Annotated in this window: 15 protein-coding genes; 4 read left to right on the top strand and 11 right to left on the bottom strand. The window is 73.0% G+C overall.

The genetic code is table 11. The features are described from left to right. Window positions 1-46: 46 nt before the first annotated feature. The 6 genes from efeB to OIB37_RS18700 all read right to left on the bottom strand — a co-directional run bounded on the left by efeB (window position 47) and on the right by OIB37_RS18700 (window position 6,614). Window positions 47-1,330 (bottom strand): iron uptake transporter deferrochelatase/peroxidase subunit, encoded by a 1,284-nt coding sequence (efeB, locus tag OIB37_RS18725; protein WP_330458746.1) that lies wholly within the window; start codon window positions 1,328-1,330, stop codon window positions 47-49. Window positions 1,331-1,338: 8 nt separating this feature from the next. Next, complete coding sequence (locus OIB37_RS18720; RefSeq protein WP_330458745.1) at window positions 1,339-3,411, bottom strand: copper resistance CopC/CopD family protein; 2,073 nt, start codon at window positions 3,409-3,411, stop codon at window positions 1,339-1,341. A 13-nt stretch (window positions 3,412-3,424) separates the two neighbouring features. Next, window positions 3,425-3,871 (bottom strand): copper chaperone PCu(A)C, encoded by a 447-nt coding sequence (locus tag OIB37_RS18715; protein WP_330461889.1) that lies wholly within the window; start codon window positions 3,869-3,871, stop codon window positions 3,425-3,427. Between the two features lie 101 nt (window positions 3,872-3,972). Further along, a complete protein-coding gene (locus tag OIB37_RS18710) occupies window positions 3,973-4,629 on the bottom strand; it encodes an SCO family protein (protein WP_330458744.1) in 657 nt (218 codons plus the stop codon). 89 nt (window positions 4,630-4,718) lie between these two features. Then, on the bottom strand, window positions 4,719-5,528 hold the full coding sequence (locus tag OIB37_RS18705) for a YcnI family copper-binding membrane protein (RefSeq protein WP_330458743.1): 810 nt from the start codon (window positions 5,526-5,528) through the stop codon (window positions 4,719-4,721). Window positions 5,529-5,687: 159 nt separating this feature from the next. After that, the gene (locus OIB37_RS18700; RefSeq protein WP_330458742.1) at window positions 5,688-6,614 is read right to left on the bottom strand and encodes a hypothetical protein; all 927 of its coding nucleotides are present in this window, start codon (window positions 6,612-6,614) and stop codon (window positions 5,688-5,690) included. Between the two features lie 224 nt (window positions 6,615-6,838). Between OIB37_RS18700 and OIB37_RS18695 the strand changes: the two genes are divergently transcribed. After that, window positions 6,839-7,285 (top strand): ATP-binding protein, encoded by a 447-nt coding sequence (locus tag OIB37_RS18695; RefSeq protein ID WP_330458741.1) that lies wholly within the window; start codon window positions 6,839-6,841, stop codon window positions 7,283-7,285. A 203-nt stretch (window positions 7,286-7,488) separates the two neighbouring features. Next, window positions 7,489-8,061, top strand: coding sequence for a GNAT family N-acetyltransferase (locus tag OIB37_RS18690; protein ID WP_330458740.1), 573 nt, complete (start codon window positions 7,489-7,491; stop codon window positions 8,059-8,061). A gap of 43 nt (window positions 8,062-8,104) precedes the next feature. On the opposite strand, the gene OIB37_RS18685 is transcribed toward OIB37_RS18690, so the two are convergent. Further along, window positions 8,105-9,592: an aminopeptidase P family protein gene (locus OIB37_RS18685; RefSeq protein WP_330458739.1), complete on the bottom strand. Its 1,488-nt coding sequence runs from the start codon at window positions 9,590-9,592 to the stop codon at window positions 8,105-8,107. A 166-nt stretch (window positions 9,593-9,758) separates the two neighbouring features. Then, on the bottom strand, window positions 9,759-11,225 hold the full coding sequence (locus tag OIB37_RS18680; RefSeq protein ID WP_330458738.1) for a PP2C family protein-serine/threonine phosphatase: 1,467 nt from the start codon (window positions 11,223-11,225) through the stop codon (window positions 9,759-9,761). Window positions 11,226-11,831: 606 nt separating this feature from the next. Between OIB37_RS18680 and OIB37_RS18675 the strand changes: the two genes are divergently transcribed. After that, a complete protein-coding gene (locus OIB37_RS18675; protein ID WP_330458737.1) occupies window positions 11,832-12,497 on the top strand; it encodes a bifunctional DNA primase/polymerase in 666 nt (221 codons plus the stop codon). A 163-nt stretch (window positions 12,498-12,660) separates the two neighbouring features. Beyond that, entirely contained in the window at window positions 12,661-13,335 is a 675-nt protein-coding gene (locus tag OIB37_RS18670; protein ID WP_330458736.1) for a hypothetical protein, read from the top strand. 244 nt (window positions 13,336-13,579) lie between these two features. Here the strand turns inward: OIB37_RS18670 and OIB37_RS18665 are convergent, their stop codons facing one another. The 3 genes from OIB37_RS18665 to OIB37_RS18655 form a co-directional block, all read right to left on the bottom strand. Continuing rightward, entirely contained in the window at window positions 13,580-14,545 is a 966-nt protein-coding gene (locus OIB37_RS18665; RefSeq protein WP_330458735.1) for a DUF5926 family protein, read from the bottom strand. 207 nt (window positions 14,546-14,752) lie between these two features. Further along, window positions 14,753-15,391 (bottom strand): ATP-binding protein, encoded by a 639-nt coding sequence (locus tag OIB37_RS18660; protein WP_330458734.1) that lies wholly within the window; start codon window positions 15,389-15,391, stop codon window positions 14,753-14,755. A gap of 96 nt (window positions 15,392-15,487) precedes the next feature. Beyond that, window positions 15,488-16,315 carry a glycerophosphodiester phosphodiesterase gene (locus OIB37_RS18655; protein ID WP_330458733.1) on the bottom strand — a complete coding sequence of 276 codons (828 nt, stop codon included), beginning with the start codon at window positions 16,313-16,315 and terminating at the stop codon, window positions 15,488-15,490. Between the last annotated feature and the right edge of the window lie 70 nt (window positions 16,316-16,385).

Genomic DNA, 16,385 nt, shown 5'->3' with positions numbered 1-16,385 from the left:
CCTCCCTGCCGGCTCACGCCAGGGGCTCACGCCGGGAGGGGGGGGCTCACCCTTCCAGCAGCCGCTGCCCCACGTACTCCCCCTTCGCCGCGCCGCCCGGCACCGCGAACAGGGCGCTCGCCTCGTGCCGGAGGAACCGCGACAGCGCGTCGCCCCGGTCGAGCTTGCGCTGCAGCGGTACGAAGCCGCGCAGCGGGTCCGCCTGCCAGCAGACGAACAGCAGCCCCGCATCGGGAGTGCCGTCCGCGTCGAAGCCGTCGTGGTACGAGAACGGGCGCCGCAGTATGGCCGCGCCGCCGTTCTGGTCGGGCCGGCTGATCCGGGCGTGGGCGTTGAGCGGGACGACGTACTCGCCCTTGGCGTCGGCCTTCTCCAGGTCCATCGGCGTGGTCTCGCCGCCCCCGGACAGGGGCGCCCCGTCGGCCTTGCGGCGCCCGATGACCGCCTCCTGTGCGGGGAGCGCCAGTTTCTCCCAGTCGTCGAGGAGCATGCGGATACGGCGTACGACGGCGTAGGAGCCGTTCGCCATCCACGCGGGCTCCCCGGAGGCGGGCACGAAGATCCGCCCGTCGAAGTCGGGCTCGGCGGGCTTGGGGTTGCGGGTGCCGTCGAGCTGGCCCATGAGGTTGCGGGCCGTCATGGGGTGGGCGGTGGCGCCCGGGGAGCGGTTGAACCCGTTCATCTGCCAGCGGAGGCGGGCCGCGCCGCCCGTCTCCTTCTGGAGCGCGCGCAGGGCGTGGAAGGCGACCATGGCGTCGTCGGCGCCGATCTGCACCCACAGGTCTCCGCCGCTGCGCGCCCTGTCGATCCGGTCGGCGGAGAAGTCGGGCAGCGGGTCCAGCGCGGTCGGCCGCTGCTTGGTCAGGCCGGTCTTCGCGAAGAAGCCGTGGCCGAAGCCGAAGGTGACCGTCAGCGAGGAGGGGCCGGAGTCCCGGGCCACGCCGGTGTCGTCGTGCGGGGCCGCCTCACCGGCCATCAGCCGCTCGGCGGTCACCGACCAGCGACGCAGCAGGGCCGCGGCCTCCTTGCGTCCCGCGCCGGCCACCAGGTCGAAGGCGACGAGGTGGCCGCGCGCCTGGAGTCCCTCGGTGATGCCGGGCTGATGTTTCCCGTGAAACATCGCCTGCCCGGAGCCGACCGAGGTGAGTGGAGTCGCCTGGGCGGGCGCGGCGGTGTAGCCCACGGCCCCGCCCGTCGCGCCGAGCACGAGCCCGGTGGCCCCGGCGGTGCCGAGCAGCGCGCGCCGGGAGACGCCCCGGCCGCCGGGTGCGTCGGGCTCTCGCACCTCGGACTCGGGCGTACGGGCCTGGGGGATGGACTGGTCGGGCATGGTGTCGTTCAGCCGATCTGCGCGTTCTTGGAAACGGTCGCCTGGTCGATGTCGGAGGTCCGCACGGTCACGGTGATCTTCCAGTCGCCGGCCATCGGGATCTGCACTCCGTCGGCCGCCCAGTGGCCGGTGGTGATGTGGTCGGGGTTCACGGGGAGCGGCCCGATCTTCTTCGCCTCCAGGGTGAAGGCGACCTTCACCTCGGGGACGTCGAAGGCGCGTCCGTTGGGCCGCTGCACGTAGACGTGCATCTCGTTGCCGCCCACGCGCGCGGGGTCGAGGTCGATTCGGACCAGGCCCTTGCCGTCGCTGCCGCCGGTGTCGAAGGGCATGTCCAGGGTGACGGCGCCGGACGAGGAGGTCGCCGCCGAAGAGCTGGCGGAGGGGGAGGCGGAGGCCTTGGCGTCCTGTTCGGTACGGCCCGGCTCGGTCTGGGTCAGCGCGGTGGTCACGGCGAGCAGGACGATCGCGACGCCCGCCTCGGCGAGCACCGAGCGGCGCAGCCCGAAGCGGTTCGGGTCACCGTCCCTGAGCCGCTTGCGCCGGGCGGCGTCCACCGCAACCCGCTGCCGGGCGAGCTGCGCGGCGCGCTCGCCGTCGCCGTCACGGTCACCGTCAGCGTTGTCGTCGTCCGCGGTGTCATCGGCACCGGCACCGGCACCATCACGGTCACCGCCACCGGTACCCGTACCGGCGAGCACCACGGCACCGGTGGTGGCCGCCTTGGCCGCGGACGTCGACGCGGGAACGGGCTCCTTCTCGGGCCGCCCAGCCATTTCGTCCGCGGAATCGGCAGCCGAGTCGGCGGATGAATCGGCGACGGAATCCTCCGTGGAACCGGCGTCGTCGGCCGTGTCCGCGAGCCGTCCCGTCCACCGTCGCGAGATCCACGCGATGCCGACCAGCAGCGCCACCAGGCCGATCTTGAGCAGCAGCAGCAGGCCGTACTCGGTCTCGGTGAACGCCGACCAGGAGCCCAGCTGGCGCCAGGACTGGTAGACGCCGGTGGCGACCAGCGCGAGGACGGAGCCGAAGGCGACGCGGGAGAAGCGCTGGACGGCGGCGGCCTCGATCGGGGCGTCCACGGGCGCCCGGTACAGCGCCACGAGCAGGGCGGTGAGGCCGCCCAGCCAGGCGGCGACGGCCAGCAGGTGCACGACGTCGACCGGCATGGCGATGCCCGGCTGGAGTCCGGTGGAGGCGTGCTCGGCCATCGCCCAGCTCGCCGCCAGACCGGCGGCCACCACGACGCCGCCGATCGAGAGCCCGAAGGTCAGGTCGCGCTTCTCGTCGTCCTCGCGCTTGGTGTAGGCGCTGAAGAGGACGGCGACGAACAGCGCGGCGGCGGCGAGCAGCAGCAGCCGGGAGACCAGCATGGCGCCGGTCTTGGTCTGGAGCACCTGGCCGAGCAGGTCCAGGTCGAAGGCGTCCGCGAACTTCCCGGAGGTGGTGTACGAGCCGCGCAGGAGCAGCAGCCACAGGGTGGCGGCGGTGAGCGCGAGCCAGCCGCCGACCACGAGCCGCTGCAGGGCCCGTACGCCCGCGCCGCGCCGCCAGCAGGCCAGCACGAAGGCCGCGTCGCCCGCGAGCACGATGAAGCCGGCGTACGACACGTACCGCCCGACCGCGTAGAGGCGGCCCACGACCCCGCCGCCGGCCGCGGGCCCGACGTCGGAGACGACGGTCTGCGAGGGGGCTCCGACGGAGAAGGTGTAGGCGCCGGCGACGGGGTGGCTGTCCGCCGAGACGACCTGGTAGGTGACGGTGTAGGTGCCGTCCGCCAGGCCGCTCCTGAGCCGGACGGCGTACGTCGTCCCGCTCACGTTGGCGGGCTTGCCCTTCTGGACGGCCTTCCCCCGGGGGTCGAGGACGCGCAGCGAGTCGTCGCTCATCGCCACGGTCTCGGAGAAGGTGAGCGACACCTGGGTGGGCGCCTTGTCGACCACCACCCCCTGCGCGGGGTCGCTGCCGGTCAGCGCGGCGTGCGCGGAGGCCGGTCCGGCGCCCGCGAGCAGGGCTCCGGTGACGGCGAGAAGCAGCAGTACCAGGGTCCGCAGGCGGGGGGTGATGGTGCGGGTCACGATGGTCCCTCCCTCAGTGTCCGGTCGACGGGTTGTACGTGGCGGACTTCACCGGCATCTCGACGGTGAGGGGTCCGGATTCGGCGAACGTGAGTTTCACGGTGACCGTCTGACCCTGCCTCGGCTCGTGCCTCAGCCCGTCGAACATCAGATGGTTGCCCCCGCTTCTGAACACGAGCCGGCCGTGCGCGGGTATGGCGAAGGAGCTGCGCTCGGCCATGGTGCCGCCGGTGGTGCTGTGCATGGTGACCTGGCCGGCGGCGTCGCTGCTGACCGAGGTGAGCTCGTCCCGCGTGCCGCCCTTGTTGCTGATGGTCAGGAAGCCCGCGGCCATGTCGGCGGAGACCGGCTGGGGCATGTACGACCCGCTCACGGACAGCTCCGCCTTCGAGGAGCCGGAGCCGGAGCCGGCGCCGCAGCCGGTGAGGGCCAGGGCGCAGGCGAGCGCGGCCACGGGCAACGCCGCGGGGAGGCCCCGGACGGCACCGGCGGTACTGAAGGCACTGGCGGTACCGGCGGTACCGGCGGCACTGGCGGCACCGGCGGCGCGGAGGGCACGCCTCACGGCTTGGCTCCCTCGACGAGCTTCGGCAGGTCCCTGGTGTAGTCGTCGACCGTGGCGTCCTCGCCGTAGAGGACGTAACCGCCGTCGGTCTTCGGGGAGAAGGCGATGACCTGGGTGCCGTGCACCGAGACGGCCTTGCCGTTCTTGTCCTTCGTCGTCGGCTCGACGGAGATGCCGAGGGAGCGGGCGCCGGCCTGGATGGTGGCGAAGTCTCCGGTTAGGCCGATGAACTCCGGGTCGATGCCCTTGAGCCACTTGCCCAGTTCGGCGGGGGTGTCGCGGCCGGGGTCGGTGGTGACGAAGACGACCCTGAGGTCGTTCTGCGCGGCCTTGGGCAGGGCCTTCTTCGCGACGGCGATGTTGCTCATGGTCGTCGGGCACACGTCGGGGCAGTGCGTGTAGCCGAAGTAGACGAGCGTCGGGTGGCCCTTGGTCTCGGCGCGCAGGTCGTACTTCTTGCCGTGGGTGTCGGTGAGGACCAGGTCCGGCTTCTCGAACGGCTGGTCGAGGACGGTGGCGGCCTTGCCCGAGCCGGTCTCCTCGGAGACCACGGTGACGGGAGACTTGGCGTCGTCGCCGCTGCCGCAGGCGGAGAGGGTCAGGGTGGCGGCGGCTGCGAGCAGCGCGGCCACCGCGAACGTCTTGTTACGCATGGAGAAATGTCCCAGATAGGTGAACTCCGGTGCGCGCCGGGGCCGTACGAGCGGGTCGCCGGCCCCGGCGCGCACACGGAACGGTGGGGTCAGGCGGTGCGGCGGCGGCCGGCGAGGACGCCGTAGGCCACGCCCGCGACGCCGATGACGATGCCGACGACGCCGAGCACGCGCGCGGTGGTGTCGCTGCCGCCCTTCGTGTCCGCGGCGGCGGCCGTCTTCCCGGTCGTGGCGTCCGCCTTGCCGTCGGTCTTGCCGTCGGTCTTGCCCTCGGTCTTGTCGGAGGCGTCGTCGGCGGCGCCGTGGTGGTCGTCGGTGGCGGCGGACAGCTCCAGCACCGGCGCCGGGTTCTCGGGCTCCTCCTGGCCTTCCTGCTGGACCTCGATCCAGCGCACGACCTCCTTGTCGGAGTACGTCTGGAGGGCCTTGAAGACGAGCTTGTCGGTGTCCTCGGGCAGGGCGCCCAGGGAGAGCGGGAACTTCTGGAAGTAGCCGGGCTCGATGCCCTTGCCGTCGGCGGTCCAGGTGACCTTGGTGACGGCCTCGTCGATCTTCTCGCCGTGCATGGTGAGCGGCTTGGCCAGCTTGGACCTGGTGACCTTCACGGACCAGCCGGGGACGGGCTGGGGCATCACCGAGGCCAGCGGGTGGTCGGCCGGGAGGTTCACCTCGAGCTTGGTGGTCGCGGCGTCGTCGCGCTCGTTGGGGACCTTGAAGTCGACGACCGCGTAACCGCCCTTGGCCGCGGCGCCCTCGGGCTGCACGGAGACGTGCGCGAAGGCGGGAGCCGACAGCGCGAGGACGGCCACGCCGGCGACGGCGGTGGCGGCGACGACGCGGGTGGCGACGCGGGTGGCGACGCGGGACGGGGTGCGCGAGGCGGTACGAGAAGCCTGCATGACAGGAGCACTCCACTCTGAGTGAGGTCCGGTGACGAAGAGGGGTACGCGTGCGCGTGGCGGTGCCACTCGTGCGAGGTGCGCACGCGCGCGTGCCGCGTGACGGCGGCCCCTGTCCGCCGGATGGACCGGAGCGGAGTGTGGTGGAGTCGCGTCGCGTCAGGCGGCGAGGAGGAACGCGGCGGCGGGCGGCCCGCGCCGGATCACCGTGTGCTGGAGCGTGGTGGTGTGCGGGGCGGGTGCCTCGTCCCGGGCGGTACGGCGGCCGCGCGGGAGCGGTCCGGCGGCGGGCGTCAGTCCGGCGCACAGGGCGCGGGTCAGCGCGAGCGCCGCACGCAGGGACCGTACGAGCGCCCCCTCCGCGATGCCCTCGGCGACTCCGTGCGACGACAGCTCGATCAGCCGCAGTACGGCCAGGTCGCCGCGGCGCAGCAGCCAGCCCGCGGCGAGGGCCGCGAGGACGTGGCCGAGCAGCATCGGCAGGGACGGCAGCAGGGCCGTCGAGGGGCCGGTGACGTCGTAGGTGGGCGGCGCGGCGGGCGTGCCGCCCACGAACCGGCCCGAGGGGTCGATGAGATGCGCGTCGAGCAGGAGGCGGTAGGCGTGCCCCGGGGTGAGCGCGGAGGGCGCGGAGCCGCACACGAGCCGGGAGGCCCGTTCGACGAGCGCGCCCGCGCCGAGCGCGGCGTCCGCGCCGCCCATGGAGCCCGTCGCACCGGTGACCCCCATCGGCCCGGCCGGCCCCGTCGCACCCATGGAGCCCATGGAGCCCATGGGGCCCATCTGTGTCCAGGTGGTGCCGGCGGCCCCGTGCTGGGCCAGTCCGAACAGCGTGTGCAGCGCGGTCTGGCCGAGGGCGAGGAGTGCGGCGATGCCCGGCAGGGAGCGGGTGCGTCCGGCGAGCGGTGCCACGAGCAGCAGGGTGCCCAGGAATCCCGCGCCGAGCGCCCACAGCGGCACGCGCGCGCAGGCGGCCAGACTGTGCCCGGCCGCGGCCAGCACGACGCAGACCGCGGCGAACACCGCGGCCCGCAGGATCCGGACTTCACGTCCGGGGCGCGTCGTGCGCGGCTGGGGGGCAGTCATGGCGGGGCTCATCATCGCACTGCGTCCCCGGGTGCCCTGCGGCAGGTCCGCGGGATTCCGCCATCTTCGGTGGGCCGTGTCCGGTCGCGAGTCATCCCCTCATACACCGATTCGTCCACGGGCGCATCGCCCATATGGGCGGCGTCACGTCAACGGAGTGCTTACGGGTGGGCACATGCGGCAATAGGTAACGGTATGTCGAGCCGCGGCCAGGAGGCTGGAGCATGAGCATCTGGTGGTCACTCCATCTGCGCCGCGAGGCCGCGAGCGTGCCGCTCGCCAGGCGGCTGCTGGTCGGCACGATGGAGACCGCGGGGGTGGACCCGGACGTCTCCTACGACCTGTCCGTCGCCCTCACCGAGGCCTGCGCGAACGCCGTCGAGCACGGCGGCGACGCGGTACGCGGCGGCAGATCCGGGGGCTACCGGGTCACCGCGTATCTGGACGGGGAGAAGTGCCGTATCGAGGTGGCCGATTCGGGGCCCGGCTACGTCCGCGCACAGGACGTCAGACCGGCGCGCGCGGACGCCGAGCACGGCCGGGGCCTGTGTCTGATCCGGGAGCTCGCCGACCACGTCCACATCGGAGCCAGGCCGGGCCGGACCGGCACGGTGGTGAGCTTCGACAAGATCCTCAAGTGGACGAAGGACCCTTCCCTGCTCACGGCTTGAGGGGTCCCGCGGTGAGCCCGTGCGGCCTAGGGGGTGTCGTTTGGATCAGCTCGGGTCCGCGACGCCCGGCACGGCACCTCGCCGCGTTGTCGGATCAGCCGAGTACGTCCAGTACGCGGCAGATCCTCCGCCTTGCGAGGCACCGCACCGGACGCCGCGGCCTGAACCGACCTGATCCAAACGACACCCCCTAGGGTGCGCGCATGGTTACCGAAACCCTTGAGGGCCAGGAGATAGCGGCCGGCGTGACCCTGCGCACCCTGGCCCGGAGCGACGCCCCGGCGCTCGCCGCCGCCTACGCGGAGAACCGTGAGCACCTGCGGCCGTGGGATCCGGTCAGGCCGGAGTCCTTCTACACCGCCGAGGGCCAGGCCGAGCGCATCGAGGGGCTGCTGCGGCAGTTCGCCGGGGGAACCTTGGTGCCGTGGCTGTTCGAGGCGTCGGACGGCCGGATCGCCGGGGCGATCAATCTGACCGACATCGTCCGGGGGCCCTTCTGCAGTTCCAGCCTCGGCTACTGGGTGGCCGCCGACCAGCAGAACCGGGGCCTGGCCAGCGCCGCGGTGGAGCGGGTCTGCGCGATCGCCAGGGATACGCTCGGACTGCACCGCGTTCAGGCGTCCACGCGCGTCGACAACGCCGGTTCACAGCGGGTGCTGGAGAAATGCGGTTTCGAGCCGATCGGGCTGGCCCCCAACTACCTGCACATCAACGGGGAATGGCGGGACAGCCGCCTTTTCCAGCGGGTGCTGCACGACAACGCCCCGGCCTTGTGACGATGGCCGGGCACTGCGTCGGTGCCCGGCCATCGAACAGGTGTCAGCCCTTGAGCGAGGCCATCCAGGCCTCGACCTCGTCGGAACGCCGGGGCAGCGCGGCGCTCATGTTCCGGTTGCCGTCCTCGGTGACGAGGATGTCGTCCTCGATGCGGACGCCGATGCCGCGGTACTCCTCCGGGACCGTCAGGTCGTCGGCCTGGAAGTACAGGCCGGGCTCGACGGTGAGGACCATGCCGGGCTCCAGGGTGCCGTCGACGTAGGTCTCGGTGCGCGCGGCGGCGCAGTCGTGGACGTCCATGCCGAGCATGTGGCCGGTGCCGTGCAGGGTCCAGCGGCGCTGCAGGCCCAGCTCCAGGACGCGCTCGACCGGGCCCTCGACCAGGCCCCACTCCACGAGCTTCTCGGTGAGCACGCGCTGGGAGGCGTCGTGGAAGTCGCGGAACTTGGCGCCGGGCTGCACGGCCGCGATGCCGGCCTCCTGGGCCTCGTACACGGCGTCGTAGATCTTCTTCTGGATCTCGGTGTACGTGCCGCTCACCGGCATCGTGCGCGTGATGTCGGCCGTGTACAGCGTGTGGGTCTCGACGCCCGCGTCCAGCAGGAGCAGGTCGCCGGAGCGGACCGGGCCGTCGTTGCGGACCCAGTGCAGGGTGCAGGCGTGCGGGCCGGAGGCGCAGATGGAGCCGTAGCCGATGTCGTTGCCCTCGACGCGCGCGCGGAGGAAGAAGGTGCCCTCGATGTAGCGCTCGGAGGTCGCCTCGGCCTTGTCGAGGACCTTCACGACGTCCTCGAAGCCGCGCGCGGTGGAGTCGACGGCCTTCTGCAGCTCGCCGACCTCGAAGGCGTCCTTGACCAGGCGGGCCTCGGAGAGGAAGACGCGCAGCTCCTCGTCGCGCTCGGCGGTGACCTTGTCGGTCAGGGCCGCCTCGATGCCGGCGTCGTGGCCGCGCACGACCCGAACCGGGCCGGTGGCCTCGCGCAGCGCGCCGGCCAGCTCGCGCACGTCGGAGGCCGGGATGCCGTAGAGCGCCTCGGACTCGGTGAGGGAGTGACGGCGGCCGACCCACAGCTCGCCCTGGCCGGAGAGCCAGAACTCGCCGTTCTCGCGGTCGGAGCGGGGCAGGAGGTAGATCGTCTCCTGGTGGCCGTCGGCGGTGGGCTCCAGGACGAGGACGCCGTCCTCCGTCTGGTTGCCGGTGAGGTACGCGTACTCGGTCGACGCGCGGAAGGCGTACTCGGTGTCGTTCGAGCGGGTCTTCAGGTTGCCCGCCGGGATGACCAGACGCTCGCCCGGGAAGCGGGCGGACAGGGCGGCGCGGCGGCGCGCGGTCTCGGCGGCCTGCGGGACGGGCTTGAGGTCGCGCAGTTCCGTGTCGGCCCAGCCGGACTGCATGTTCTCGGCCAGCTCGTCGGAGACGCCCGGGTACAGGCCGTTCTTCCGCTGCTTGATGGGCTCCTCGGACTCGGATTCCGGGCCCGCCGCGATAGCGGCAGAATCCGAAACAGCCGGGTTGAGCTCGTCGGACACTGATCCTCCTCGGTACGACATCTGATCTCCCCCCAGGCCCGACGCTCTCGCTTGTGGCTGAGCCGGGGGCCTTCATCATCGTACGTTCGTACCGGAGAGCGACCGGGGCCGGACAAGCTGTTATGCCCGGTCATGCGATACGCCAGGGCGCACGCTCCGGCGGTCGTCAGTCGAAGCGCGCCGCCAGCAGGACGACGTCCTCCTCGCTGTCCACCGCGTCCAGGCCGTCGGGCAGGACCGTGCGCAGCACGTGGTCGGCGATGGCGCCCGGGTCGGCGCGCAGGGCGCGCGGGACGCTCGCGGCGGCCGCGTGCAGCCGGGCGAAGGCCCGGTCCATCGGGTCGCCGGTACGGTGCAGCAGCCCGTCGGTGTAGAGCAGAACCGTCTCTCCGGGTTCCGCCTGGATCTCCAGGCTGGGCGCCTCCCAGCAGGCGAGCATGCCGAGCGGCGCGGAGACGGAGGTCTCGGCGAACTCGGTGCGCCGCTCACCGATCAGCAGCGGCGGGCTGTGTCCGGCGCCGGCCAGGGTGACCTTGCGCAGGGCGGGCTCGCAGTAGGCGAACAGGGCGGTGGCGCTGCGGGCGGGCTCGGTCAGCCGCAGCAGCAGCTCCAGGTCGGACAGGACGGCGACCGGGTCCTCGCCCTCCATCACGGCGTACGCCCGCAGGGAGGCGCGCAGCCGGCCCATGGCGGCCACCGCGCTGGGCCCGGATCCGGTGACCGAGCCCACGGACAGGCCGAGGGCGGCGTCCGGCAGCGGCAGGGCGTCGTACCAGTCGCCGCCGCCGCGCGGGCCGCTGCGGTGCCGGGCGGCGAGCTGGACGCCGGGCACCCGGGGCAGCCGGGAGGGCAGCAGTTCCTCGGCGATGGTCGCCGCGCACGCGCGCGTGTGTTCCACCTCGACCAGCAGGGCGATGTGCTCGGCGGCGTGGCGGACGTAGATGCCGGCCAGGTGACGGTGGTGCTCGTCCGGTTCGGCGGGCTCGTCGTACAGCCATACGGCGGCGCCGAGGCGGCCGGCGGACTCGGCGGACAGGGGCAGGGCGTAGCTGGCGGCGTAGCCGAGGCGGGCGGCCACCTCGCGGTGGCGGGGGTCGAGGCCTTCCTCGGCGAACAGGTCGGCGTGCACGATCTCGGTGCTGGTGCTGGTGCTGGTGCTGGTGCTGGTGCCGTCGGGGAAGGCGCTGTCGGGGAGGGGGTCGTCGAGGAGGCGGCCGTAGGGCAGGGAGCCGCTCGGGACGGTCTCGATGTGGCCGAGGTCGGCGCGGCCGAGGCCGAGGCCGAGGGTGGTGCGGGGGCCCGCTCCGCCGGCGGGTCGCAGGACGACGAGGCCGCGGCGGGCGCCGACGAGGGCCGAGCCGGCGCGCAGCAGTTCCTGGAGGGCGGCTTCGAGCGTGGTCGTGCGCGACAGGCGCTCGGTGAGTTCCTGGAGCGTAGTGAGGTCCGAGACCCAGCCGGCCAGCCGGTCCTGGAGCAGGGTGCCGGGGGCGGGGCCGGTGGGAGCGGGGACGGACGCAGTGGTGTCGGGGGAGGCGGTGGCGCCCGGTGCGGGGGAGACGGGCGCGACAGTGTGTGCGGGAGTGGGAACCGTTGAATCGATTCCAGCCACTTTCGGAGGGTGGGGGGCGTTCATGGCGTCCGGCTTTCAGACCGGTGCGTATTGCTCAGAAGCATCGCAAACCCCCATGTCATTCTGCGCCGCCGGCAGTGGCTCCACATGTACACGCACTCGTGAGGGGATGTCCAGCATTGTCCTGCGAGGATTCCTGGTGTCCATGAGGCCGAAGTGGATTCCTTCCGAAACCCTTGCCTTACTGTCAAGTTGGCTTGAAACTGCCTTAGGTATTGCTTCATTGCGGTCGACTGGCCTCGCTCCACGGAGCGTCACTACGGTCGTGATGGGTACGTACTCGGAGAAGACCAGGGGTGGTTGGGGGCCACCCGGAACCTGGCGACGGACCCGGGCGTCATAGCCACCGACGGCCGAGCCCCATCCTCCCGTGGCGGAGGCGAAGAGAAATACGCGCGACAGCAAAACGCCAGACTTCGCCACCCCCGCGCCGCACCCGTGCTTATGCCCGACGCACCGGGGACGCGGCCCATGCTCGACCCCCTGGGGTTCCCCTCGCCCGGCGCGAGGGTGTGATGCGCCATCAGGTACGCACAGTGAAGTGATCGACACATGGTGTGATGTGGTCCTCGGTGTTGCCAGCGGTGCAACGGAAAGGAACGAGCGCTCATGCGCGAGATCCTCGGAAGGCGACGCAGGCTCCTGTCCAAGCGGAACGACGGGAGGCCTGAGCTGATCAGCGCGGCCCTGACCTTCGCCACGGAATGGCAGTGGCCGGTACTCCCGGGCGTGGCCCCGGACCCGCAGGGGCGGGCCGGCTGCGGCTGCCCCGACCCGGAGTGCACGGTTCCCGGTGCGCACCCCTTCGACCCCGGCCTGCTCGCGGCCACCACCGACGAGCGCATGGTGCGCTGGTGGTGGACCAACCGGCCGAGCGCGCCCGTGGTCCTCGCGACCGGGGGCGACGCCCCGTGCGCGGTCAGCCTGCCGGCGCCCGCCGCGGCCCGCGCGCTGAACCTGCTCGACCGCCGGGGCATGCGCCTCGGCCCGGTGGTCGCCGCGCCCGCCCGATGGGCGCTGCTGGTCAAGCCGTACTCCATGGAGCAGCTGGGCGAACTGCTGTACGCCAAGGACTTCGTGCCGGGCTCCCTGCGCTTCCACGGCGAGGGTGGTTACATCACCCTGCCGCCGTCCGAGACGGGGCAGGGCGGAGTCCGCTGGGAGCGGGCCCCGCTGCCCGGCTCCGCCTCGCCCTGGGTGCCCGACGTGGAGGCGGTGGTGGACGGCGTGGTCGACGCCCTCACTCGTACGGGTGTGAGCGCGCCCGAGTTGTAGGGGTGTCGGGGCGGAGCGGGCCCGGATGCCCGTCCGCGCTCGTTATGTTCCGCCCATGCTGCGATTTTCCGGGCGCCCAGGCACCCGAGTTTCCGGGCGCCACGGCGTCCGAGGCCCGCGCCGCGGCGGGCCGGACACCCGACGGCTGCGTCTGCTCGCCCTCATGGGCGTCGTGGCGACCGCGGTCGTGCTGCCGCTGACCGCGAACGCGGGACAGGTGGGCGACTCCGCGGAGACCGCGGGGAAGGACGCGCCGGCCATCTTCCACGCGCCCGGGAGGAACGGCGGTGCGGTCGGACGGGACGGTGACGCGGCCGGACGGGACGGCGGCGCGGCCGGAGGGAACGGTGACGCGGCCGGGCGCGGTGGCGCGCTCGGAGAGGGCGGCACAGCCGGAGAGGGTGGCGCGGCCGGGCGGGGTGGTGCCGGGAAGCCGTCCGCCGCCCCCAGCCGCTCCCCCCTGGTGCTCGGCCTGGGGCTGGCCACTGCGGCCCGCTGCGGGCCCGAACTCTCCTCCCCCGACGGCATCGAGGCGCAGACCTGTGTGCTGACGCAGGGCGAGGACACCTGGGCGCGCACCTACTACCGCAACACCAGCGGCGATGCCCTGGAAGCCGTGCTGAGCCTGATGGGGCCGGCCGGGCGGACCGTGCAGACGCGCTGCGTCACGGGGACCGACGACGAGCCCGCCACCTGCGAGACACCCCGTGAGCGGACCCGGGGCACCCAGGGCGCGCCGGGTGACTACACGGCCGTGACCGAGTTCTCCGCGCGTGGGACCGATGGGCCGCTGCTGCTGCGCTCCGGCAGCAACTCCCGCGAAACAGCGGGGAGTTGATGATCCGCGACGCGCTGTGCGCCGTACGCGGACATGGAAAGGCCCGGTTGCTGGCGACGGGGGATGCACCAGCAACCGGGCTACTGGAACGGTAACAAGAGATCGGCGGTTCGCAAATTCGATCTCGGCTATTCGGACATCGATTTCCCTGCGACGTCCGGGAGTTGTGACCGGAGTCACCTTCCGCGCCGACGCCCCGCGACTGACCGACCGGTCAGCCGCGGAACGGTGCGCGACGCCCGCGTCAGCTCAGCGTGACCTGGCGGTTGGTCAGGCCGCCGCGCGCCCGGCGCTCGTCGGCCGTGAGCGGTTCGGTGACGGCGAGGGCGGCGGCGAGGCGCTCGGCGAACTCGGCGGCCGGCTTCTCCACGTCCTCCGCGGTGACCTCGCTCGGCAGGTCCCAGACCGGCACGGTGAGGCCGTGAGCACGGAAGGAACCGACCAGCCGGGTGCCCTCGCCGAGGGCGGAGCGGCCCGCGGCGTGCAGTCGCGCGAGAGCGTCCAGAAGCTGCTCCTCGGGATGCGGCATGACCCAGCGCAGGTGGTTCTTCTCCGGGGTCTCGCACCAGTACGCGGCCTCGACGCCCGACAGCTTCACCGTCGGGATGGCGGCGGCGTTGGCGCGCTCCAGGGAGGCGGTCACCTCCGGGGTGGCGTTCTCCGCGTCCGGTACCCAGAACTCGAAGCCGCTGTGCACGAACGGCTCGAACGTGCCGTCCGGGTCGAGCAGCTCCTGCAGTCGCGGACCGTCGGCGGGGGCGCGGCGGCCCTCCACCGGGGTGCCGGGCGCCGCCTCCAGCGCCCGCCGCAGGGTGTCGGCGAGGTCGCGGCTGATGTCACCGGAGGGCGTGTCGTTCTGCAGGCCGAGCAGCACCGAGCCGTCGTCGCGGCGCAGCGCCGGCCAGGCCATCGGGAGCACCGTGGCCAGGGAGACCGAGGGGACGCCCTCGGGCAGGCCCTCCTTCAGGGTCAGTTCGACGGTGGCGGCGGGCACCAGCTCGCGCAGCGCCACCCAATCGCACTCGCCCGGCAGCCCCTCGAACGGGCGCTGCACCAGCTCGGTCGCCGCGTGCGCGGCGGCCCGGCCGTGGCAGGCCTTGTAGCGCCGGCCGCTGCCGCAGGGGCAGGGCTCGCGGGCACCGACAACCGGGATCTCCCCGTCCGTGATCTGCGGGCGCGTGCCCTTCGTCTGGGGTCGCTTCTTGGCCATCGTGGCTGTCTCCCGGGTGCGGCTCATCTCGTACGGGCGGGAGCCTAGCCGTTCGCGCCTCGCGCGAGGGGAACCTGTGGACAACCCGCACGCGGCGGCGGCGACGGTGACACCGCGGGCGCCCCGGGTCGGACGCGCCGCGGACGCCCGGCCGGACGCGCCGCAGGCCCCCGATGCCGATGCCCTTGCCGGGCCGGGCCGGGCGGTTCAGTCCAGGTTCTCGAAGGCGTCCGCGAAGTCCAGGTCGGCCAGGGCCGGGAGCGGGACGGCCGCGACGCGCGTAGCGAACGTGTCGTGCCGGCACCCGGCGTCCGGATCGTGCACGTCCTCGTGGACCACCACCCAGACCGTCACCTCGCCCCGGATGCCGTCCCGGACGCCCCAGTCGTCGGCGAGCGCCTCGATGATGTTCAGCCCGCGGCCGCCGTGCGCGGTGACCGACGGATGGGCCGGGGCCGGGCGGGTCGGTCCGCCGCCGTCCGTCACTTCCACGATGAGCCGCCCGCGAGGGTCGATCCGCCAGGCGGCGCGCACGGCGCCGTCCCCGGCGGGCTCGTCGCCCAGGGGCCGCCCGTGTTTGCACGCGTTGCTCAGCAGTTCGGAAAGGATCAGAACGGCATCGTCGATGACCGACTCCGGCACACCGCCGCCGCGCAACTGCGCCCGCATCCGGTGTCTCGCGTTCCCCACGCCCGCAGGGCCATGGGGTACGGCCATGCTCGACGACGTGGGCACCTCCTGTGCCACCACCAACGCCACCCCCGAGACCTCCTTTGCCCCACGCCACGGAGTGGATGCCCCTTTGGCCTGTACCGGAAACCGGCCAATCCCCTTCCGGTGACGCATTCGAAACCTTCGGCCACGGCCCGAACGCGCCGGAGCACTCCCTGGTGGCGGCGGTGCGCGGGGCCAGCGGCCGAGTCGGCTCAGCGGCGAGCCGGGTCAGCGGCCGAGTCGGCTCAGCACCGCGCGCGGGCGGTTGGTGATGATGGCGTCGACGCCCAGCCCGACGCAGAGGTCCACGTCCTCGGGATCGTTCACGGTCCACACGTGGACCTGGTGGCCGGCCCGCTTCAGCCGCTCCACGTACGCGGGGTGGTGGCGCACGATCCGGATCGAGGGGCCCGCGATGCCCACGCCGAGGGGCAGCCGGCCGTTCTGCAGCCGGGGTGAGACGAACTGCATCAGGTAAACCGTCGGCAGCGTCGGCGCGGCGGCACGCACGCGGTGCAGCGAGCGCGCCGAGAAGCTCATGACGCGCACCGGTGAATCGGCGGCGGAGGCCGGCGCGTCCAGGCCGAACCGCTTCAGCAGTGTCAGCAGCCGCTCCTCGACCTGTCCCGCCCAGCGCGTGGGGTGCTTGGTCTCGATGGCCAGCTCCACCCGCCGGCCGGCGTCCGTGACCAGCTCCAGCAGCCGCTCCAGGGTGAGCACGGAGGTCTCCTCGCGGTCCTCGGGCCGGTGCTCCCAGTCGGGCTCCTCGTCCCGGCCGCGCCAGGCCTCGCGCGACTTCCAGGAGCCGAAGTCCAGGGCGGCGAGGTCGGCCAGCTCCAGGGCCGAGACGGCGCCACGGCCGTTGGAGGTACGGTTCACCCGCCGGTCGTGGACGCAGACCAGGTGGCCGTCGGCGGTCAGCCGGACGTCGCACTCCAGGGCGTCGGCACCGTCCTCGATCGCCTTCCGGTACGCGGCCAGGGTGTGTTCGGGCGCGTCCTCGGAGGCTCCCCGGTGGGCTACGACCTGGGGGGCGCGCTGTGCTGCGTGGGTCACCGCGTCATGGTCCCACCGTCGCGGGGTACGCGGGACGGCAGGGAGGCGTCCGGACCGTGAGCTGGGCATG

This window comes from Streptomyces sp. NBC_00820 (genome assembly GCF_036347055.1).
Taxonomy (GTDB): Bacteria; Actinomycetota; Actinomycetes; order Streptomycetales; family Streptomycetaceae; genus Streptomyces.
The sequence above is the reverse complement of the archived record's forward strand: the minus strand, read 5'-3'. Positions and strand labels throughout refer to the sequence as shown.